This is a genomic window from Corynebacterium oculi (assembly GCF_001412105.1).
Classification (GTDB): Bacteria; Actinomycetota; Actinomycetes; order Mycobacteriales; family Mycobacteriaceae; genus Corynebacterium; species Corynebacterium oculi.
The window spans coordinates 700,729-721,185 of sequence record NZ_LKST01000002.1 but is presented as its reverse complement, the minus strand read 5'-3'; the positions used below and the strand labels follow the sequence as shown (position 1 = coordinate 721,185).

At 65.7% G+C, this 20,457-nt stretch carries 21 protein-coding genes; 6 read left to right on the top strand and 15 right to left on the bottom strand.

Annotation, left to right across the window (positions count from 1 at the left end; translation table 11 throughout):
- Nucleotides 1–153: 153 nt before the first annotated feature.
- The 4 genes from Cocul_RS07440 to Cocul_RS07425 are packed head-to-tail and all read right to left on the bottom strand — an operon-like array spanning nt 154 to nt 2,517.
- Nucleotides 154–936 (bottom strand): hypothetical protein, encoded by a 783-nt coding sequence (locus Cocul_RS07440; protein WP_150114411.1) that lies wholly within the window; start codon nt 934–936, stop codon nt 154–156.
- Nucleotides 937–953: 17 nt separating this feature from the next.
- Nucleotides 954–1,268 carry a hypothetical protein gene (locus Cocul_RS12355; protein WP_150114410.1) on the bottom strand — a complete coding sequence of 105 codons (315 nt, stop codon included), beginning with the start codon at nt 1,266–1,268 and terminating at the stop codon, nt 954–956.
- Nucleotides 1,265–2,146, bottom strand: a complete 882-nt coding sequence (locus Cocul_RS07430; protein ID WP_055122619.1) for an ATP-binding cassette domain-containing protein — start codon at nt 2,144–2,146, stop codon at nt 1,265–1,267. The genes Cocul_RS12355 and Cocul_RS07430 overlap by 4 nt, the downstream gene beginning before the upstream one ends.
- Nucleotides 2,143–2,517: a GntR family transcriptional regulator gene (locus Cocul_RS07425; protein ID WP_055122618.1), complete on the bottom strand. Its 375-nt coding sequence runs from the start codon at nt 2,515–2,517 to the stop codon at nt 2,143–2,145. Before Cocul_RS07425 ends, Cocul_RS07430 begins: the two co-directional genes overlap by 4 nt.
- Nucleotides 2,518–2,748: 231 nt before the next feature.
- Here Cocul_RS07425 and Cocul_RS07420 point away from each other — a divergent pair, with 231 nt between their 5' ends.
- On the top strand, nt 2,749–4,086 hold the full coding sequence (locus Cocul_RS07420; RefSeq protein ID WP_055122617.1) for an NYN domain-containing protein: 1,338 nt from the start codon (nt 2,749–2,751) through the stop codon (nt 4,084–4,086).
- Here Cocul_RS07420 and Cocul_RS07415 read toward each other — a convergent pair.
- Entirely contained in the window at nt 4,083–4,874 is a 792-nt protein-coding gene (locus Cocul_RS07415; protein ID WP_055122616.1) for a PspA/IM30 family protein, read from the bottom strand. The genes Cocul_RS07420 and Cocul_RS07415 overlap by 4 nt on opposite strands.
- A 169-nt stretch (nt 4,875–5,043) precedes the next feature.
- Nucleotides 5,044–5,424, bottom strand: a complete 381-nt coding sequence (gene trxA, locus Cocul_RS07410) for a thioredoxin (protein ID WP_055122615.1) — start codon at nt 5,422–5,424, stop codon at nt 5,044–5,046.
- A 139-nt stretch (nt 5,425–5,563) separates the two neighbouring features.
- Here trxA and Cocul_RS07405 point away from each other — a divergent pair, with 139 nt between their 5' ends.
- Nucleotides 5,564–7,813 carry a heavy metal translocating P-type ATPase gene (locus Cocul_RS07405; RefSeq protein WP_055122614.1) on the top strand — a complete coding sequence of 750 codons (2,250 nt, stop codon included), beginning with the start codon at nt 5,564–5,566 and terminating at the stop codon, nt 7,811–7,813.
- Between the two features lie 34 nt (nt 7,814–7,847).
- Here the strand turns inward: Cocul_RS07405 and dnaB are convergent, their stop codons facing one another.
- From dnaB to Cocul_RS07360, 9 genes are all read right to left on the bottom strand, one after another.
- A complete protein-coding gene (dnaB, locus tag Cocul_RS07400; protein ID WP_055122613.1) occupies nt 7,848–9,299 on the bottom strand; it encodes a replicative DNA helicase in 1,452 nt (483 codons plus the stop codon).
- Nucleotides 9,296–11,125, bottom strand: coding sequence for a glycoside hydrolase family 15 protein (locus Cocul_RS07395; protein WP_055122612.1), 1,830 nt, complete (start codon nt 11,123–11,125; stop codon nt 9,296–9,298). The genes dnaB and Cocul_RS07395 overlap by 4 nt, the downstream gene beginning before the upstream one ends.
- 529 nt (nt 11,126–11,654) lie before the next feature.
- The gene (gene rplI, locus Cocul_RS07390; protein WP_055122611.1) at nt 11,655–12,107 is read right to left on the bottom strand and encodes a 50S ribosomal protein L9; all 453 of its coding nucleotides are present in this window, start codon (nt 12,105–12,107) and stop codon (nt 11,655–11,657) included.
- 53 nt (nt 12,108–12,160) lie between these two features.
- A complete protein-coding gene (locus tag Cocul_RS07385; protein WP_055122610.1) occupies nt 12,161–12,736 on the bottom strand; it encodes a single-stranded DNA-binding protein in 576 nt (191 codons plus the stop codon).
- An 87-nt stretch (nt 12,737–12,823) separates the two neighbouring features.
- Nucleotides 12,824–13,111: a 30S ribosomal protein S6 gene (rpsF, locus tag Cocul_RS07380; protein WP_186337400.1), complete on the bottom strand. Its 288-nt coding sequence runs from the start codon at nt 13,109–13,111 to the stop codon at nt 12,824–12,826.
- 137 nt (nt 13,112–13,248) lie between these two features.
- On the bottom strand, nt 13,249–13,443 hold the full coding sequence (locus Cocul_RS07375) for a hypothetical protein (protein ID WP_055122608.1): 195 nt from the start codon (nt 13,441–13,443) through the stop codon (nt 13,249–13,251).
- A complete protein-coding gene (locus Cocul_RS07370) occupies nt 13,440–14,879 on the bottom strand; it encodes a glycosyltransferase 87 family protein (RefSeq protein WP_055122607.1) in 1,440 nt (479 codons plus the stop codon). The genes Cocul_RS07375 and Cocul_RS07370 overlap by 4 nt, the downstream gene beginning before the upstream one ends.
- A 22-nt stretch (nt 14,880–14,901) precedes the next feature.
- Nucleotides 14,902–17,106 (bottom strand): transglycosylase domain-containing protein, encoded by a 2,205-nt coding sequence (locus Cocul_RS07365; protein ID WP_245622145.1) that lies wholly within the window; start codon nt 17,104–17,106, stop codon nt 14,902–14,904.
- A gap of 201 nt (nt 17,107–17,307) precedes the next feature.
- Nucleotides 17,308–17,676: a DUF5318 family protein gene (locus tag Cocul_RS07360; protein ID WP_055122605.1), complete on the bottom strand. Its 369-nt coding sequence runs from the start codon at nt 17,674–17,676 to the stop codon at nt 17,308–17,310.
- Between the two features lie 97 nt (nt 17,677–17,773).
- On the opposite strand from Cocul_RS07360, the gene Cocul_RS07355 reads away from it, so the two are divergent.
- From Cocul_RS07355 to Cocul_RS07340, 4 genes are read left to right on the top strand one after another with little or no spacing between them, the layout of a single operon-like run.
- Nucleotides 17,774–18,226 (top strand): MarR family winged helix-turn-helix transcriptional regulator, encoded by a 453-nt coding sequence (locus tag Cocul_RS07355; RefSeq protein WP_055122604.1) that lies wholly within the window; start codon nt 17,774–17,776, stop codon nt 18,224–18,226.
- Nucleotides 18,227–18,285: 59 nt separating this feature from the next.
- Nucleotides 18,286–19,239, top strand: coding sequence for a universal stress protein (locus Cocul_RS07350; protein ID WP_055122603.1), 954 nt, complete (start codon nt 18,286–18,288; stop codon nt 19,237–19,239).
- A gap of 42 nt (nt 19,240–19,281) precedes the next feature.
- On the top strand, nt 19,282–19,914 hold the full coding sequence (locus Cocul_RS07345) for an SDR family oxidoreductase (protein WP_055122602.1): 633 nt from the start codon (nt 19,282–19,284) through the stop codon (nt 19,912–19,914).
- On the top strand, nt 19,911–20,402 hold the full coding sequence (locus tag Cocul_RS07340) for a hypothetical protein (RefSeq protein WP_245622133.1): 492 nt from the start codon (nt 19,911–19,913) through the stop codon (nt 20,400–20,402). The genes Cocul_RS07345 and Cocul_RS07340 overlap by 4 nt, the downstream gene beginning before the upstream one ends.
- Nucleotides 20,403–20,457 lie beyond the last annotated feature (55 nt).

Here is a 20,457-nt window from a genome sequence, read left to right as displayed (position 1 = left end):
CACAACCAACCACCCCACCACCCAACCAAACGAAGAACCACCAACACTAGTGATCCCCCAGGGCCGTTGCGGCGACCCCCCATAACCTACACACCCCCCACCCAACACACAAACAACCAGGTCAAAGCATGTTTTTCAGCACCCTTGTTTACCTCATGTTTGATCTACGTTTGCCTTCTTGAAGCCAAAGAAGGTTCCCAGGCCCCATAGCTCGTGCGCGGAACCTCGAATAAGCGCAGGTAGGGCCAGCAAAATCACCAAACCCAGCACACTTTGGAGCAGGAACCACTGGGTAACGCTCACGGACTGTGACAGCGCGAGCGCTCCACAGATCGCCATCACGGCAATACCCAGAACCACCCACACCGCGTTGTTCTTGCCGGCCACCGCCAGCAGTACCAAGGCAGGCACCATCACTACCGCGTACCCGAGGCCATAGAACAGGCCCTGACTAACTCCAAGCGCCCCCACGACTCCCAAAAGCCCTCCGATGAGCATCGCAAAGCAGATCGGTATTACGCAGAGAAAGGCCGTCCACCGCGACCACACAACACGGGGGCCGCCAAAGCGGATCCAGTGGGCATAGCTACGCTGGATTTCTTGTTCCACAGAGAGCCCTACTCCCATGGTCGAGGTCACCAGTGCGACCATAAAGATTCCTAGAGCGGACATATTTAGGATCCATCCCACCAAGGCCGTCACCAAGGCCACAAAGATCATCCCGATGCTCCAACCAAACCAGGCAGAGACCTGTGGTTCTAAAATCCCCTGCCCCACCGGGGTATCGGAATACTTGATCCACTGCCAGGGCCACCACTTCCGCTTGGTTTTGGTAGATCCGGAATCTGTATCCGCATGGGCGGCCCGCTGCACCAGAGTTTCGCCAATATACGAAGCACCCAGCGGGCGGAGATCCCTTTTCAGCAACACGCGCATCGGACGTATCAGCCCCACTATTCCGAAAAAATCTGCTCCACGGATCCCATAGGCAATACCCAGAGGATCCCAAGATAAATCGGAATGCTGAACAGCAGGTCGGCCCGCCGGTGTTTGGCCCACACGCGCCGCGAAACATTCAGCGAGGCATACACCTCATCCTCCCGGAGCCCCGCGCCCATGATGGCAATCATCCAAATAAAGGCAAGCACAAGTCTGAACGGATTATTATTTCCATCGCTCAAGACACCTATCGGGAATAACACCGCGAGCAGATAGAAAATTACGTTCCACCGCCGCGACAACCCCCACCACAACCGCACTGCGTTCATCGCTGAGCCTCCTCCACTGCTCGGGCCAGTTCTTCCAGGGTGAGTTGTTGCCCTCGCACCCCTCCGGGAATCCCGTGTGCCTCGGCCTGGGCCAGGGAGACGGCGAGCACCACCCGCGCGCTGCCCGCTAGTTCCTCGCTGTGCAGCAGGGCGCTCGGGTGGGCGTCGATAAGCCTGCGTATGGCGGCGCTGGGGCCGAGGAAGCTGCTGTATCCCTCCAGGATGTCGCCCAGGGGGCCGCTGAGGTGCACGCCGGTGCCGTTCATGATGGTCACGGTGTCGAGGAGTTTTTCCGATTCGTGTAGTTCGTGCGTGGAGAGTAGGAAGGTGGCCTCGGGGCGTCGGTCGCGCTCGGCGCGCAGTTCCCGGTAGAAGATGTCGCGTTTTTCCACGTCAAGGCCCAGGTAGGGCTCGTCGAGGAGGGTGAGGTCACACCCTGCGGCGAGGGCGAAGATCACGCCCAGGGCGGATTTCTGTCCGCGGGAGAGGGATTGATATTTCTGGTAGCTGGGCAGGGAGAAGGCGCGCAGCAGCGCCATTGCTCGGCCGTGATCCCAGGTGGGGTAGCGGGCGGCGGCCACTCGGAAGAGCCGCATGGCGTGCCAGTCGGCGGGGAGGGGGGCGTCGATACCCGCGAGCGCGATGCGCAGCATGGCCTCGGGGTTGTCGAAGGGATCGTGCCCCCAGATGTTCAGGGTGCCGTCGTGGGGGAGTTGACCGGAGAAGACGCGCAGGAGGGTGGTCTTGCCGGCTCCGTTGGGGCCGATGAGCCCGTGGATTCCGCCGCTGGGGATGCTGAGGTTCAGGCCGTGGAAGATGCGCGTCCGGGCGTAGCGGGCGCGCAGGTCATGGGCCTGGATGAGGGGAGTGGTGGTCATGAGTACAGTCCTCTGCTTTCTGCTACGCGATCAACGAGGTCGTGGAGTTGGGCTCGGTCGAGGTTGAGGCGCAGGGCCTCGTCGATCATGGGGGCGAGGTAGGTGCCGGGGAACTCCTCCCGGCGGCGCTCCATGATGAGGCTGCGGGCGTGTTCCGTGACAAACATGCCCACGCCTCGGCGCTTGATGAGCACCCCGGATTCCGCCAGCAGCGTGAGTCCCTTGCGGGCGGTGGCCGGGTTGATTTTGTGGAATGCGGCCAGCTCGTTAGTGGAGGGGGCGCGTTGTCCCGGTATCAGGGTGCCCTCCACGATGCTGTCCTCGATGAGCCTGGCTATCTGCTGGAATAGGGGTGCCGCCGCCTCGTCCATCCCAACCTCCTCTTCACTGCTTAGTTACTCATGTAACCAACCGACTGGGTGGCTGTCAAGGATTCCGCACGCAAGGAGAGCGCCTTGCGACGACCCCCGCAAAGCCCTCGCCGCACGCCGCACCGCGCTCAGCAGGAAAAACACGGGGAACTTCGACGTATGACCCCCTCATGGGGCATGCTGGGGGTACTGCAATTTAGAGCAATAGTTATGAAACGGAAATTAGGAGCCATGCTTGAACGCACACTCGTGTTCGTGGATACCTCGTACCTCCTGGCGAGTTTTTATAACTCGTGGGAGACCGGCGCACGCGCACAGTTAGAAATTGACCTGCCCGAGGTCGTGGGAGTCCTGGGCGGGATGATCGAAAATCAACTGCACCAACCCATCCACCGGCAACTCTGGTACGACGGCATCCCCGAGACCGGCCCGCACCGCTACCAACGCGCCCTGCGCTCCTGCAACGGCGTGCAACTACGCGCGGGCCAGCTCATCGCCTGGGGCGAACGCCGCACCCAAAAGGCCGTGGACACCCGCCTGGTGGCGGACATGGTGATCGCCTCCGTTCACCAACGCTGCACGGACATCGTGCTCGTCTCCGGCGACGCCGACATGATCCCCGGCGTGCAGGAGGCCACCGCCGCCGGTATCCGCGTGCACCTTTACGGTTTTGGCTGGGATTCCATGTCCTCCGCCCTGCGCTACGCCTGCGATACCACCACGATCCTGGACCCGCGCGAGGACTTTTCCGATTCCATGCGCCTCCAGGTACTCGAAGGCCCGCTGCCGCCCTCGGTGCCCGCCAAGCCGCTGGGGGAGACCGAGCCCCCGGAGGAACCCGGCCCCACCCTCGTCCCAGAAGCGGCCACCCAGGGCCACCGCCCGCCCAGCACCCCCACCGCCGCGGACAACGCAGAGCACACGGAAACCCCCTACGCGGAGGACGCAGCCGAGGAGCTTATCGACGCCCCCGCGTCGCCCGCTGCGGAGCGCACGCCGAGTGCCCCGGTGACCCCGGCAGACACCGCTGCGGCCCGAGGCCAACGCGGAGACCACGAGGCGCAGGCCACCACCGCCCCGGCGCTCCCGGAGACACCGGCAACCGACGCCCCCTCCGGGGAACGGCCCGCCGCCTCGACCTCTACGGCCTCCCCGGGCACGTCGGTCGCGTCGGACGTGTCGGACGCCAAAGCGGACGAGCCGGAGGACACCCCCGCGCCACCAAAGCCCACTCCCAAGCCCTCCATGATGGCCCCCAAGCGGAAACTGCGCTCGCGCTACGTGCCGCTACCCAACGAGGTGTGGGCCTCGGCAGGCAACCAAACGCCCTATGACGTGGGCCAGCAGTACGCAGCCTGGTGGTATGAGAACGCCGCCTCCACCGAGCAGCGGGATCAGGCGCACCTGCTTTCTGGCGGCGGGCTTCCCCCCGAGGTGGATCGCCCCCTCCTTCAATTCGCCTGCGAGACGCTGCACGAGTACACCCTCTCCGAGTCCCAGCGGGTGAACCTCCGCGATGGGTTCCACTCCGGGATCAGGGGCGTGCTCATCAATATCCGGCGGGATTAATCCACCTCGCCGCGGCCCTCGCCAGTTCCCTGTTCGAGTGCCGCGGCGTTCTTGTCGGCGCCGTCCGGCCCGCCGCGCAGTTCCGCGCAGATCTGGTCGAGGCGGGCGCTGGCCTGCATGTCCCGGCCCGCCGCCGCGATCTCGTCCATCCGGGAGGTCATGGAGCCCTCCGCGAGTTCCTGCGCGCCCAGGGCGGTAGCGTAGCGGCGCTCGATCTTCTCCCGCACCCCGTCCAGGGTGGGGGTGGAATCATCGGCGGTGGCGGTGATCGCCCCCATCGCCTCGTTGGAGGCCTCCTGCATCTTGGCCTGATCCACCTGAGCGCGCAGCTGGTCGATCTGGCTCATCTGCTCCTTGAGGCGCGCCTCAGACTCGCGCTGCTTCTGCTGAGCCTGCTCAGCTGCCAGGGCGGCCTGGTGGTGGGAGGCCTTGAGTTCCTCGATCTGCTGTTCCACGGACACCAATTGGCTGGCAAGAACCTCGGCGGTGTTGGTGTACTCCGTGGCGCGTGCGCTATTCCCCTCGGCGGTGGCCTGATCGGCCATGGTGATAGCCTGCTTGGCCTGATTCTGGAGGGAATCCCGCTCCTTGAGCAGGCGATCCAGCTTCATCTCCAGTTGGCGCTTGTTCCCGATGATCGCGGCGGCCTGCTCGGTGATCTCCTGGTGCTGCCGCTTGGCGGCCTCCGCCGCCTGGTGGATCTGCACCTTGGGATCGGCGTTTTCATCAATCTTCTGGTCCAGCGATGCCTTGAGGTACTTCCAGCCCGTGCTGAAGGGATTAGCCATGATCGCTCGTCCCGCCTTCCTGGGGTAGTGGTTTATCACCCGGGGGCCGTTTCCGCTCCCCGAGCCGTTCCCCCGCGAGTGTACGCAAGCAGCACGAAGGGGCACCCGCGCCGATAAATGGCGGCGGGTGCCCCTGGCCGGCCCGGTGGTTCCGGGTTACTTCCGGGCGTTACTCCTGAGCATCGCGCTCCGCGTTCTGCGCGGCCACTTGAGCACGCACCTCGTCCATGTCCAGGCCCTTGACCTGGCCGATGAGATCCTCCAGGGCGGCGGGCGGCAGGGCGCCGGCATCGCGGTACACCATGATCCCGTCGCGGAAGGCCATCAGCGTGGGGATCGCCTGAATCTCCAGGGCGGCGGCGAGTTGCTGGTTGGCCTCCGTGTCCAGCTTGGCAAAGGTCACGTCCTCGTGCTGCTCCGAGGACTTCTCAAAGGTAGGGGCGAAGGCACGGCAGGGGCCGCACCAGGAGGCCCAGGCATCGACGAGAACGATCCCCTCGCCGCTCACGGTCTGCTCGAAGGTGTCCTCGGTGACGTCGATCGTCGCCATGCTTGCATCTCCTTATTGGTTTCTTTTGCGTTACACAGGCTCCAACGCGCACGCCCGGCGCGCTATTCCCCGTCCAGGGTACGGGACATGAGGGCTCCCCACCCCCGCCATATACCCCCTGGGGGTATAGTCTAGTGGCATGGTTACCCAGGCACCCACGCACATTGATCTCGGCATCACCGGCATGACCTGTACCTCATGCTCCTCTCGCGTGGAACGCAAGCTCAACAAGATGGAGGGGGTGCAGGCCACCGTCAACTTCGCCACCGAGACCGCCAGCGTCTCCTACGATCCCTCCCGCACCAGCCCAAACGCCCTGCTCGACACCATCCGCGCCACCGGCTACGAGGGATTCCGCCTGCACCCGGAGCCGGGGGCTACTGAAGCTCCAAAGACGGCGGGGGAGGCGTCGCAAAGCGCAACGCCAAAGGCAGATACCCGCCTGTGGCTCTCCACCCTGCTCAGCCTGCCGGTGGTGGTGCTCTCCATGATCCCGGCGTGGCAGTTCCCCCACTGGCAGTGGCTGGCCTTCGCCCTGATCTCCCCCGTGTTCTTCTGGGGCGGGTGGCCCTTCCACCGCGCCGCGCTCATCAACCTGCGCCACGGCGCGTTCACCATGGACACGCTGATTTCGCTCGGCTCCACCACCGCCTACGCGTGGTCGATGTGGGCGCTCTTCCTCGGCGGGGCGGGGGAGCCGGGCATGGTGATGCACATGAGCCTCAGCGCCCACGCCCACGCCGGGACATCGGAGATATACCTGGAGACCGTGGGCGTGGTGATCTCCTTCCTCCTTCTGGGCCGCTACTTCGAGGATCGCGCCAAGGGGCGCTCCTCGGAGGCGCTGCGCCACCTGCTGAACATGGGGGCCAAGGAGGCCACCGTGCTGCGCGGGGAGCGAGAGGAGCGCGTGCCCGTGGCGCGCCTGGCGGTGGGAGACCTCGTGGTGGTGCGCCCGGGAGAGAAGATCCCCGCCGACGCCACGGTGATCGAGGGAACCTCCGCCGTGGACGAATCCATGCTCACCGGCGAATCCCTCCCCGTGGAGGTAACCCCCGGGGGGCGCGTCACCGGAGCCACGATCAACACCTCCGGCAAGCTCACCCTGCGCGTGGAGCGGGTGGGGGAGGAGAGCACGCTCGCGCAGATCGGGCGGCTTGTTACCCAGGCCCAGGCGGGCAAGGCTCCGGTGCAGCGCCTGGTGGATCGCATAGCGCAGGTCTTTGTCCCCGTGGTCATGGCAATCTCCGCCCTGACCCTGGCCGGGCATCTCCTGCTCGGTTCCGGTTCCACCGCCGACGCCTTCGCGGCGGCCGTCTCCGTGCTCATCATCGCCTGCCCCTGCGCCCTGGGCCTGGCCACGCCCACGGCCCTGCTGGTGGGCACCGGGCGAGGCGCACAGATGGGGCTGCTGATCCGGGGCCCGGAGGCGATTGAATCCGCGCGCAAGATCGATACGATCGTGCTGGACAAGACGGGCACGGTCACCACCGGGATCATGCGCCTTAGCGAGGTCATCACCCTGGGCGGATACTCCGAGCGGGAGGCGCTGCGCCTAGCCGCCGCCGTGGAGGCCGGCTCCGAGCACCCCATCGGCAAGGCAATAGCGACGGCGATGGGGGAGGAAGAACTCCCCGCCGCCAGCGATATTCAGGCCCACTCGGGGCACGGCATCAGCGGGCTCGTGAACGGACGGCGCATCACCGTGGCCCGCCCAGGCCCGGCGCTCCGGGAACACGAGGTCGTGACGCGGGCCCAGCGCTCCGGGGCCACCCCCGTGGTGATGAGCGTGGACGACGAACCTGCGGCGATCATCGTCGTGGCCGATACCCCCAAGCCCACCTCCGCCGAGGCCATCGCGGCGCTGCGCGACCTCGGCCTGCGCCCCATGCTGCTCACCGGGGATAACGCCGGGGCCGCCGCCACCACCGCGCGCGCCGTGGGCATCTCCGAGGAGGACGTGCTGGCCGAGGTGCTCCCCCAGGACAAGGTAGCCCAGGTGGCCGCGCTGCAACGGCAGGGGCGCACCGTGGCGATGGTGGGAGACGGCATTAACGACGCCGCCGCGCTCGCCCAGGCCGATCTGGGCCTGGCGATGGGGGCGGGAACAGATGTGGCGATCGAGGCCTCGGACATCACCCTAATGAATAACGACCTCCGCTCGGCCGCCGACGCCCTGCGCCTCGCGCGGCGCACCCTGGGCACCATCCGGGGCAACCTCTTCTGGGCCTTCGCCTACAACGTGGTCCTTATTCCCGTGGCCGCGCTCGGGTTGCTCAACCCCATGTTCTCCGGAATCGCCATGGCCGCCTCCTCCGTGCTGGTGGTGAGCAATTCCCTGCGGCTGCGGGGATTCCGCTCGGCCTTTGCGTCCCCGAAGCGGGGCTGAGCCCGGCGCCCTCCCTCTCGGTGCTCTCGGTGGCCTAGCCCCGCGCCATATCCACGAACCGCGAGTAGTGCAGCTGATGGGCCACGCTCACGGTGTCAATGGGGCCGCCACGGTGCTTGGCCAGAATGATGTCCGCCTCCCCGGCGCGCTCATTGTCCTTATCCTGAGAGTCCGGGCGGTAGAGCAGCATCACGATGTCCGCGTCCTGCTCCAGGGAACCGGACTCGCGCAGATCAGCCAACTGCGGGCGCTTATCCGTGCGAGACTCCGGCCCACGGTTGAGCTGCGAGATGGCCACCAGCGGCACGTCCAGCTCCTTGGCCAGGAGCTTCAGCGAGCGGGAGAATTCCGAGACCTCCTGCTGGCGCGACTCCACGCGCTTACCCGAACTCATCAATTGCAGGTAATCCACCACGATCAATTGCAGATCGTGCTTCTGCTTCAGCCGCCGAGCCTTGGCCCGAATATCCATCATGGTCATGTTGGAGGAGTCGTCGATAAACAGCGGGGCCTCGGAGATTTGGCCCACGCGGCTGGCCAATTTCTCCCAGGCCACCCCGTCCATGCGCCCGGAGCGCATATCGGAGAGTTTGATCTCCGTCTCCGCAGAAAGCAGGCGCATGACGATCTCCGTCTTGGACATTTCCAGGGAGAAAATCACCGCAGCCTTGTTGTGCTTGATCGACGCCGAGCGCACAAAATCCAGGGCCAGGGTGGACTTACCCACGCCGGGGCGGGCCGCCACGATCACCATCTGCCCCCCGTGCAGGCCCTGGGTGAGTTCGTCGAGATCAATGAACCCCGTGGGAATACCCTGGGCCAGGCCGCCGTTGGAGGTAATCATGTCAATCTCATCAATGGTGGGCTGCAAGATGTCCGCCAGCACCTCGTAGTCCTCGGCGGACTTATCCCGGTTAATGCCAAAGACCTCTTGCTGCGCCATGTCCACCACGGCGTCCACCTCGGCGCCCTCCGCGCCCTCATAGCCCAACTGCACCACGCGGGTACCGGCGTCCACCAGCTTGCGCAGCGTGGCCTTCTCCTCCACGATCTCCGCGTAATAGCGGGCGTTGGCCGCCGTGGGCACCGAGGCAATGAGCGTGTGCAGATACGGCGCCCCGCCCACCCTATCCAACTCGTTCTGGCGCTCCAGGCGCGCCGAGACGATCACCGGATCAATGTCCTTGCTCTCCGAGAAGAGATCAATGATCGCCCGGTAGATCAGCGTGTGCGCCGGGTGATAAAAGTCATCCGGGGCCAGCACCTCGATGATGTCCAGCACCGTGGTGGGGCTAAGCAGCATCGCCCCGAGCACGCCCTGCTCCGCCTCCCGATCGTGCGGGGGCTGGCGGAACCCCCCGTCCGCCGCGCCGCGCCGCTGATAATCGCCGCGCCCCCGGTACTCCCCGCCCCCCTCGGGGGCCTCCGGTTCCGCGGGGGGAACGTACTCATCATCAAAGCTCGCGCCGTTGACGCCGACCGTCATGCTTCCTCCTTAGCAGCGGACTCCGCCCGGGCAATGGCGTCCGCCGCCCGGATCAGGGAAAGATGCGAGAACGCCTGGGGGAAGTTCCCCGCCAGGCGCGCCGTGGTGGGATCATACTCCTCCGCCAGCAGGCCCAAATCCGTGGCCAGCCCGCACAGCATCTCGAACTTCTCCTTGGCCTCCGCCAGCCTACCCGCGGCCGCGTACTGCTCCACCAGCCAAAAGGCGCACATCATGAAGGGGTATTCCTCGCCCTCTAGGCCGTCGATCCCCCCGCTCTCCACGGTGCGGTACCGATACACCAGGCCGTGCTGGTCCACCAGGTCCTTCTCGATGCGGGCCACGGTGCTGAGCATCTTGGGGTCATCGGCGGCGATGAACCCCGTGTGCGGCAGTTGCAGGAGGGAGGCATCCACCTCGCTGCTGCCGTAGGTCTGGGTGAAGGTACCCAGTTCCTCGTTCCATCCCCCCTCCATGATCTCCGCGCGGAGCCGATCCCGGTATCGCGTCCAGGTATCCACATCGCCCTCGTAGCCGTGTTGCTCCACCGCGCGGATCGCCTCATTGAAGGAGGCCCACATCATCACCCGGCCATGCGTGAAATAGTGCAGGTCACCGCGCATTTCCCAGATGCCGTGATCCCGATCCTCATAGTGCTCCATCACATAATCCAGCAGCTTGACCTGCAAGGCCCAGGAATAATCGGAATCCTTATATCCCGCGTCGCGCAGCGCCGCCAGCGCCAGCATGACCTCACCCACCACGTCCGCCTGGTACTGATCCGCCGCGCCGTTGCCGATGCGCACCGGGCGGGAATCCTCGTAGCCTCGCAGGTGCGGCAGCTCCTTTTCCGGCAGTTCTCGCTCACCGCCCAGGCCGTACATGATCTGCAACTTCGCGGGATCGCCCGCTACCGCGCGCAGCAGCCAATTCCGCCAGGCCGTCGCGCCCTTAATCAAACCGTGCGCCACCATGACCTCCACGGTGAGGGCGGCGTCGCGAAGCCACGTGTAGCGATAATCCCAGTTGCGGCTGCCGCCAAAGGACTCCGGCAGCGAGGCCGTGGGGGCCGCAACGATACCGCCGGTTTCCGTGTGGGTGAGTGCGCGCAGCACCAGGAGGGAGCGCTCCACCTGGGAGTGCGTGTGCGCGCCCACGTCCAGGCGCTCGATCCAGTCACCCCAGAAGTCCTCCGCCGCCGCCAAGGCCACATCGGAGTCCTCCGGCTCCGGCACCGGATCCCAGGGCTTAAACCACGTCAACGACCAATCCGCGCGCTGCCCGGCGCTCAGAGAAACGCTGCCGCCGATCGCATCGGCGTCATACGCCTCGGCCTCCGTGTTCGGGGTGATCTCGGCCCCCGCCAGCAGCAGGCCCTCCGGGCCGCCCGTGCACAACAACCCCTGCTCCCCGGTGCCCGGCACCTCGATCCACCGGAACCAGGGCTTCACCCGGGCGTAATTGAAGCTGATCCGCAGATCCATCACCACGTCCACCGTGCCGCTAAGGCACTCCACCCGCCGGATCAGATCCGCCTTGCCGTTGTGCGGAGTCATAAAGTCCAACACCCGGGCGGTACCGGTGGGCGATTCCCACAACGTTTCCAGGATAAAGGTGCTGCCCACGTATCGACGCCCCGTCACCTCGCCGCCGCGCACCGCCAACTTCCAGCGCCCATCCGAGGGATCGCCCAACAAGGCGGTAAAAAGCGCCCCGGAATCGAAGCGGGGGAGGCAGAGCCAATCAATGGACCCCTCGCGGGAGACCAGGGCCGCCGTGGACTGATCGGAGAGGAGGGCGTAATCCTCTAGGGGAGTGCTGGGCATGGAGCGGGCCTTTCTGACGGGCTTACGGGGGCTCTTTGTTCCCCATAATCTACCCACAATCGTGGGCCATTCACAGCGCGGGACACTAGGTTATCCACAGGGCCTGTGGATAACCGGGGGACTTATCCACCGGCCCCGCCTCCGGCTGTGCACAAACCCGAGAAGCATGGCCCATACTTCCGCCAGTTCCACCACAGGAAATAGACATATACACAGTTCAGAGGGATTTTCGCGGACAATGTTTCTGAGAAAATACCGCGACACGCCGTTACACCAGGGCATTTGACACCGCCTCCCGGGCTCTGTTAGACCGCCCTCAACGCACTGACCTGCGCACTTATTCCCGCCGTTTCTCCACAGTTATCCACAACCTATCCACAGGGGTGAGAGAGCCGCCCAGAGCGATGAAAACACCGACGGCCCCGCGCCTCTCCCTGAGCGGGGAGACGGGGGCCGTCGGTGTGCTGTTGTCGTTGGGCCACGCCCTAGCCGGAGGATTCCGGGGGCTGGCCGCCGTCTGCCGCGTGGTTTACGCGGAGACGACCTCAAAGTTCACATTAGCCGCAATATCCTTGTGCAGCTGCGCCTTCACGCGGTACTTGCCGGTCGTCTTGACCAGGTTCTTCGGAAGCTCGATCACGCGCTTGTCCAGGTTCGGGCCACCGGCCTTCTTCACGGCGCTCACGATGTCATCGGCCTTCACGGAGCCGAAGAGCTTGCCCTTGTCCGAGGTGCGCACGGAAACCGTCACGCCCTCCAGGGTGTCAAGCTGCTCGCGGATCTCACGGGCGTGGTCGAGGTCGCGGATCGCGCGAGCCTCCTGGGCACGCTTGATGCCCTCGATCTGCTTCTCAGCACCGCGGGTAGCCACGATGGCCAGGCCGCGCGGAAGCAGGTAGTTGCGTCCGTAGCCGTCCTTAACCTCAACGATGTCGCCAGCGACACCGAGGTTCTCAACGGCAGCGGTGAGGATCAGTTTCATGATCCCTGCCTTTCGTTGTTGAAAAGAGGATGGTGTGGAAAGGATCTCTGAGATCAGAACGGGGGCTCGTCGTCCGCCCCGCCGAAACCACCGGCGGGGGGTGCGGAATTCCAGGGATCGTTAGCCGGGGCGGAGTTACCGCCACCCATCGGCTGCTGCTGGGGCTGGGAGCCACCGAAGCCACCCTGGTTGCCCTGCTGGCCTCCGTAGTTGCCGCCAAAGCCGCCGCCGGGCTGCCCGCCTCGGTTGCCGCCGCCCTCGCGGGGATTGCGGTTCACCTGGGCGGAAGCGTAGCGGAGGGAGGGGCCGACCTCATCGACCTCGATCTCATAGACCGTGCGGTTTTCACCCTCACGGTTCTGATAGGAACGCTGGCGCAAACGCCCGGTCACGATGATCCGCATACCCTTGGAGATGGTCTCCGCTACGTTCTCGGCGGCCTGCCGCCACACGTTGCAGGTCAAAAACAGCGCCTCGCCGTCCTCCCACTGGTTCGTCTGAGAGTTGAACCGGCGGGGGGTGGAGGCCACACGGAAATTAGCCACTGCGGCGCCCGAGGCCGTGAACCGCAGTTCGGGATCGTTGACGCAATTGCCCACGACCGTAATGTTGGTATCTCCCTGTGCCATACTGCTTCACCTTTCTTGTGCGATCAACGGCGGCCACGGGGCCACATCAAGCCAGCCCCCCGGTCTTACCCGAGATTCTATCCACTCTTACTTGTCGGTGCGCAGAACCTTCGTACGCAGAATGTTGTCGTTGAGGTTCAGGAGACGATCAACCTCATTGACGGTGCTGGACTCGCACTCAAGGTTGATGACGACGTACACGCCCTCTTCCTTCTTGTCGATCGGGTAGGCCAAGCGGCGCTTGCCCCACACATCGACCTTTTCAACGGTGCCGTTTTCCTTGCGAACCACGTCGAGGAACTTCTCCAGGGACGGGGCTGCGGTGCGTGCATCCTGAGTGGGATCCAGGATGACCATGATTTCGTAGTGACGCACGGACCTCATCACCTCCTATGGTCTAGTAATTGATATTCGGCTACACCCCTCGTGGGTGTGGCAGGAGGGTCGTTGCGTCAAGCAACCTTTCAAAGATAGCGCACTGCCAGCTAAAAAGCGAACGCCCCCGGCGGCTCCTAGACGTTTGTTCCCGCCGCATAGAACACCGCGATCGCCACCGGAATCACCGTGACTAGAACCAACGCCGCCCCGCCCAACGCCCAGGTCAAGGCCGCAGGCTTCTTATACATGAAGCTGGCAAAGGCCCCCAGGATGCACAAAAACCCGGCAAACACGCTCATCATGGTGACCAGCACCCACGTCATGCTCATGGTCGGTTCACCCCCACCACCTCCGCCGCAGAATCCTCCCGCCACGGCAGCAACGGATCAACGCCGCGCTGCGCCGCATACACCTTATCCTCGCGCTGACCCTTGATCTGCTGCACCACCTGCACCACCAGGGCGGTAACCGCCCCGCCGCGCACCAAGATGAGCACCGCAAAGAGCCACAGCGGCAGGGCATTGGCGTCCTCGGCCCCGCTGTAGAGCATGGTGGCTGGAAACACCAGAAACTCTAATCCCATCCACCCCAGCAACCACCGCCACCGGGGCAGGGCCAGCACGGCCGGAACAAGCAGCCACAAGGACTGCTGAGGCAACCACTGCCTGCTAACAAGGAGCGTCACGGCGATAAGGAGAAAAAGCACCTCCGCCAGGCGTGGCGGGCGGGCGGCGGAGATGACCCACTGCGCCACGATCAGCACCGCCACCGCCCACAGGCCCGGCACCAACACGCTCAGCGCCACCGGGGGGAATGCCGCGCCCAAGGCCTCGCCCACGAGGTGATACAGGGTGCCCCAGCCCGCCTCCCGGCCCAACAGGGTGCGATACGAGTCCAACCAGGCCTGGGGATAAAGCACCGCCACGGGGAGGCTGATGGCCAGCCAGGTTGCCCCGGCCGCGCCGGCGGCCCGGCGCAGAAAGACCCACTGCGCCCGGCTCTTCGCCCGCGCCGCGAGGAGCAGAAGCGCCACCAACAGCAGGATCGGCCACCCCTGGCACGCCGCGCCGAGCCCCACCCAGATACCGGCGCGCGCGGGGCGTCGATAGCGTACCGCGCGCAGGGCCGCCGCCAGCGCGGCCACCGAGAGCACCTCCCAGCCGTGGAACACATACACGATGAGTAGGGGAGAGGCCGCCACCAGCACCAGATCCCACGGGCGATTGCCCGCCACGTCAAACAGCAGGCGCAGGGTGATGATCCACAGGCCGCCGAGTGCCACGGCGGTAAGCATGAAGTACCACGCCGCCGGGGCGACGGCGACCGGGAGGGCACGGATAAGCGGATACGTGAGATCGCTCAGCGCCCCCAACAGCCACTGAAACAGGGAGGTGAGCACGGGCTCCGTTGCCACGCGGGCGGCAAAGGGATTGCCCACGCCCTCGGCGTGGACGGTGCCGTACGTACCCGCAATATCGCTATAACAGGCGGACATGTATTGGCGGTTGCCCGACCAGTTGAGGGTGACCTCCCCCTCGCTAGCGACACCGTGCAGGCAATGCGCCTTGGAAAGGTACCCCAGGGAGAGGAAGGTCATGCCCAGGGCGATCAGCACGCGCAGCGGCGTCCACCAGGGTTGGTTTCCCACCCGCCCGAACCGCCCCACCGGGCCGCCCAGGCGCTCGATCACACCGGCCGCCAGCGGCTCGGTACGCGCCGGCGAGACGCGATCGACGGCGCGGGGAGAATCAGGGGAATACGGCACGGTTAATCTCTTCTCCCCAGGTTTATAGCCCCAAGAGTTCCCCGACCTCGTTGGGCAGGATATCTATGTCTCCGCCCTGGTTGTAATCCTGCGGGTTGGGGCCCGGAGCGGGTTGCTCGGCGGGAGCCGGTTGGGGCGCGGGAGCGGGCGACGCGGGCTGCGCCGGGGAGGGGGCGGGTGCCTCCGGAGCGGGCTGCGGCGCCGGGGAGTCTCCCACGGCCTCTTGCTCGGTGCCCGGGTCATTGGTGCCAGCCGTCCCCGTGCCCGAGGTGGTGGAGCCGGAGGTATCGCTCCAGGAAGAAGAGGAAGAATCCGTCACCGTGCCCGGCGCGGCATAGCCGCCGCCATACGCTCCCGTGCCCCAGGTGATCGGGCCCGCCGGGGCGAAGTCCTCGAAGTCCCGTCCCTCAAGGGCGCCGTCGAGAGTGGCCTTCCAGATGTCCGTGGGCAGGCCGGAACCGTACATGGAACCGCCCCAGGCGTTGAGCAGCGGGGAGTTGTCCTCGGTGCCCACCCACACGGCGGTGGCCAGCTGCGGGGTGGAGCCCACCATCCAGGCGTCCTTGTTGTAGCCGGTGTCGCCCAACTGGGTGGTGCCCGTCTTGGAGGCGGAGGGACGGCCCCCGGCCAGGGTCTTACCGTTGGAGTAGGCCGCGATGGGCTGCATGGCGTCGATCACGTTATCGGCCACCACCTCGTTCACGCGGCGCTCGCCCTCCTGACCCTCGCGCTCGTAGAGCACCTCGCCGTTGGCGGTTTCCACCTTTTGCACGAAGTGGGGCTGCTGCCACACGCCGCGGTTGGTCAGCGTAGCCACGGCCACGGCCATGTCGAGCGGACGGGACTGGTACTGACCCAGCACGATGCCCTCGTAGGGCTGCTCCCCGTTTTCCGTGAGGGTCTGGGGAATGCCCGGCAGGGAGCGCTCGATGCCCAGGGCGTGCGCCATATCGGCGGTGTCCTGGGTGCCGTTGGTCAGATCGTTTTGCAGGCGGATGAAGCTGGTGTTGTGGGAGTACTTCAGCGCGTCCTTGATGGAGCAGAAGCCGCAGCTAAAGCCCTCCACATTGTTCACCGTGATGCCGCCGGGCAGCGTCACCGGATCGGAGGAATAGCCGGTGGACAGCGGGATTCCCTGTTGCAGGGCGGCGGCCAGGCCAAAGATCTTGAAGGTGGAGCCAGTTTGCAGGCCGGCATTGGCGTAGTCCCAGCCGTGGGCGTCCTCACCGCCGTAGTAGGCGCGCACCGCGCCGGTGGCCGGTTCCACGGAGACGGCGGCGGTGCGCACGTTCTCCTGCTCGCCCTGGAGGTTATTGTGCACCGCGTTCACGGTGGCCTCCTGGGCCTGCTTATCGATGGTGGTGGTGACCTTGAGGCCGCGGGTGGTCACGTCCTGCTCGGTGATGCCGAGGTTCTCCAGCTCCGCTATCACCTGATTCTTAATCATGCCGTTGGTGCCATCGGCCTCGGTATAGGCGCTATACGAGGCGGGATCGGTGGTCTCCGGGTACACGGCGTTCGCGCGCTCCTGGGCGGTCATGCCGCCGATCTCCACCATGCCGTCGAGCACGTAGTTCCAGCGCAACTCGGATTCCGAGCGGTTCACCCACGGATCGAGCTGGCTGGGGCGCTGGATGGCGGCCGCCAGCACGGCGGCCTCCTCCGGGGTGAGTTCCGCCGCGTGCTTGCCAAAGTATGCCTGGGCGGCGGACTCCACGCCGTAGGCGTTGCGGCCAAAGTACACGGTGTTGAGGTACGCGGAGAGCACCTCTTCCTTGGACCATTCATTAGCCATCTTGGTGGAGTACACCAACTCCCGCAGCTTGCGCTCCACGGAGTGCTCGTTACCCACCAGCATGTTCTTCACGTACTGCTGGGTGATGGTGGAGCCGCCGCCGGCGGAGCTGTCCCCGCGCAGCTGCCCCAGCACGGCGCGACCAAAGCCGGTGATGGAGAACCCGGGGTTGGTCCAGAACTCTCGATCCTCCGCCGCGAGCACGGCGTTGCGCATGCCCTCGGGGATCTGATCGTAGGGAATCTGCTGGCGGTTGCCGTCCGGAGGCACGATCCGCGCTAGCTCCTCGGAGGAATCCGAGGTGAAGATCTGCGATACCTGCTTGGCGGAGAGTTCCTCCGGCTCGGGCACCTTAGCCATGATGTAGGCCGCCATGAACCCGATGATCGGCACGAGGATCAGCAGGGTGAGCACACCCAGGGAAGTCCACATGATGGGACGCTTGCGGAAGCCTCGCTTGGGCTCATCGTCCTCATCGAAGTACTCGTCCTCGTACTCCTCGTACTGGCTATTATCTCTTGACACCTACGGTCCCCATCATTGAACGTGTATTTGACATGCAGGTTACTTGCTTCACCCGGCCCAGGTCTAACCCTCAAGACTAGCCGCGCAAACCGGGCCCCACACCAAACCTCACTCAGAGGCCGCCGTGGCCGTGGCGGAACTGACAAGGTGATTCCACCGACATTCCGGGCACACCTCCACCGTGTGCACCGTCACCTCGCCGCGCTCGGCCACCAGCGCCGCGATCTCCTCCTCGTTGCGCGCCGTGCCGGAGCGACGCCCCAGATCCTCACCGTGCACCCACCGCACCACCCGCAGTTCCTCCGCCCCGCACACCGGGCAGGGACTCCCGGCGCGCTGCCCGTGGAAGCGCGCGGCGGTAACCAGGAGGAAGTCGGCGTCGCAAAGCTCCTCCCTGGGCACCTGACCTGCACGAAAGCACTGGAGCAGCGTGCGGCGCTGCCACTGATGGCTTACTTCATAGCGGTACTGGATCACGGGGAAGAGCCTAGAGAAAACCTCGCGGAGGCTCCGGCGAGGACCACAGCCCGTACTGTTTCTGCCTGCATACTTTTTTAGCGCTACAGTAGAGCGTATGAATTCCCCCACCCCTGAGGCGGTGGCACGAAAGGTGCGCCCCGCTCTGACCAAACTGTATGTGATGTACTTCCGCATGGCGACCCAGTCCAACCTCACTGGGCCGCAGCTTTCCATCATGACCCGAATGAAGGAAAACGGCGAGTCGCGGATCAGCCATCTGGCCAAGGGGGAGGGAATCCGTATGCCCACCGCTTCCAACGCGCTGCACCAATTAGAGCAGCGCGGCATGGTGGAGCGCCTGCGCGATACCCATGATCGGCGCGGCGTGCGCGTGCGCCTGACGGATCTGGGCATGGCGGAATTAGAGCGCGTGGGCGAGGAGCGCACGCGGAACCTCACCGAGATGTTAGAAAAGCTCTCCCCCGAGGAACTCGGCCGCGCCGATGAGTTCGTGGACGTGATTAACGTCCTGGCCAGCAAGTATGGCATGCCCGATTCCTCCCAGTAACCTCTTACGCCCCCCGAGTTCCTCGCGGCCCGGAGGGCACGGCGCAGGAAGGTGATGACTTGAGCGTGGATTCCTCCACGGGTGCCTCGCACGATCCCCAGCGAATCCTCGTCGCGTGGCGGCCCGACGCCCCCCGGACGGACTCCATCGAGTTCGCCGCTTGGCTCTCCCGCACCACGAACGTGCGGATTCGGGTGGTCACCACGTTCCTGCGGCCCTGGCCCGCCACCTCCCTGAAAAAGCTCGGCGGGAAGTACCGCGCGTGGCGGGAAAAGCAGCAGCACGCCTGCCACAAGGCCGTCACCCGCGCCCTGGAACGCGCGCAGATCGACCACAAGCATTGGGACAAGCACGTTTCCGTCTTTATGGATGGCCCCTCCCAGCACGCCCTGCTCACCCAGGCCGCCGAGGACTTTGACGCCCACCTGATAATCCTGGGGTCCCGGGCCGCTGCCCCCAAGGGCCGCTTCCTGGCCAACTCCACCGCGGATGCCCTGCTGCACTCCTCGCCCAAGGCGTTGGGGCTTGCGCCCCGCTCCGTCAAGCTGGCCAAGGGCGGCATCAAGCGCGTGAACTTTGCCTACCTGGGCACCGAGGATACCGACCGCGATCCCAGCCTCCAGTACGCCGCCCAGATGGCCCACTCCTGGGGCACGCCGCTGCGCATACTCGCGTTCTCCCCCTCCGACATCGCGGACGTCTCCCTGGCCGGACACTTCAACCTCGCCAAGGAACTCACCCACGACTGGCGCGAACACTCCCTGGCCATGCTGGATCGAGCGCGCGACTGGATCGCCTCGCTCTACCCGGACCTCGAATTAGAGTCCGAGGTAGGCAGCGGCCCTGGCTGGGCGGGGGCCGTGGACGCTCTCAAATGGAAAAAGGGTGACCTACTCTGCCTGGGATCTAACCCGCTGGGCCCCATCGAGAGGGTGTTCGTGGGCAGCACCGCCACCGATTTCCTGCCGCACGTGCGCGTGCCCGTGATTATCTATCCCGTACCCAAGAAATAGGTGCCCTGCCCGCAGGCCACCCCACCCCCGAAAGGAAGAATCATGCCCCACGCCGTCATCACCGGAGCCAGCCGGGGAGTGGGCCGGGACGTGGCCGCGCTGCTCCTGCGCGCGGGCTGGACCCTCAGCGCCCAATACCACTCCCAGCCCGATCACACCCTTGACGCCCAGTGGTGGCAAGCGGATTTCCGCCAGCCGCTTCCCGGCCAGCTCCCCCTGCCCGAGCGCATCGACGCCCTCATTCACTGCGCCGGGATCTGCCCCATCGGAACCACCGAGGCCCTGCCCCGCGCCGCGTGGGAGGAATCGCTCGCCGTGAACCTCCACGCCCCGGTGGAACTGACCGCCCGCGCGCTGCCCGCCCTGCGGGCGGCACAGGGGCACGTGATATACGTCAACTCCGGGGCGGGAATCCACTCCAAGCCGCAGTGGTCCGCCTATTCTGCCGCCAAGCACGCCGCCCGCGCCTGGTGCGACGCGCTGCGCGCCGAGGAACCAGAGATCCGCGTGACCAGCATCTACCCCGGGCGGATCGCCACGGACATGCAACGCGGAATCGTGGCGGCCCTGGGGGAGCAGTGGCGGCCGGAGTCCTACCTGGAAACCACGGAGGTGGCCCAGGCCATCGTGGCGGCCCTGGGCGGGCACACCACCGACATTCAGGTGCGCCCGTGACTCCCCCCGTGCGCCCCGAGCACCCGGAAAACGATCTGCATAGCGACGCCGACTACACCAACAAACGTCCCCCCGCGCCGCACTCGCCGGAGGACCTCGCCAGCGCCACCGACCCGGCCGTGCAGAACGAGCGCAATCGCGCCTCCACCCGCCAGGCCCTGTGGTGGCTAGGCGGCACGGTGCTGCTCTCCGCCGTGGTATCGCTCGCCCTGGCCCTGATGGCCCGCGCCCTGGGCGGGCCATACTGCGAGTCCGGCGAGGCCACCTGGCTGTGCAGCCGCGCCGCGCAACTGTGGTGGGGGATCGGCTCCGCCGTGGTGCCCGTGGCCGGGCTGATCGGCTGCATGATTATCATGGTGCGCAAGTTACAGCGCTACACCCGATGGCGGGCCTGGATGGGCGTCTTTTGGGTGCTCGTACCCCACGCGATGATGTGGATGACCACCACGCTGCCCTACGCCATCGTGGGCGGCGGGGCGATGGGGTAGGGGTCTTGCCTTATCGACGCCGCCCCGGCTGCGGCGTCGATAAGCAAGACGGGTG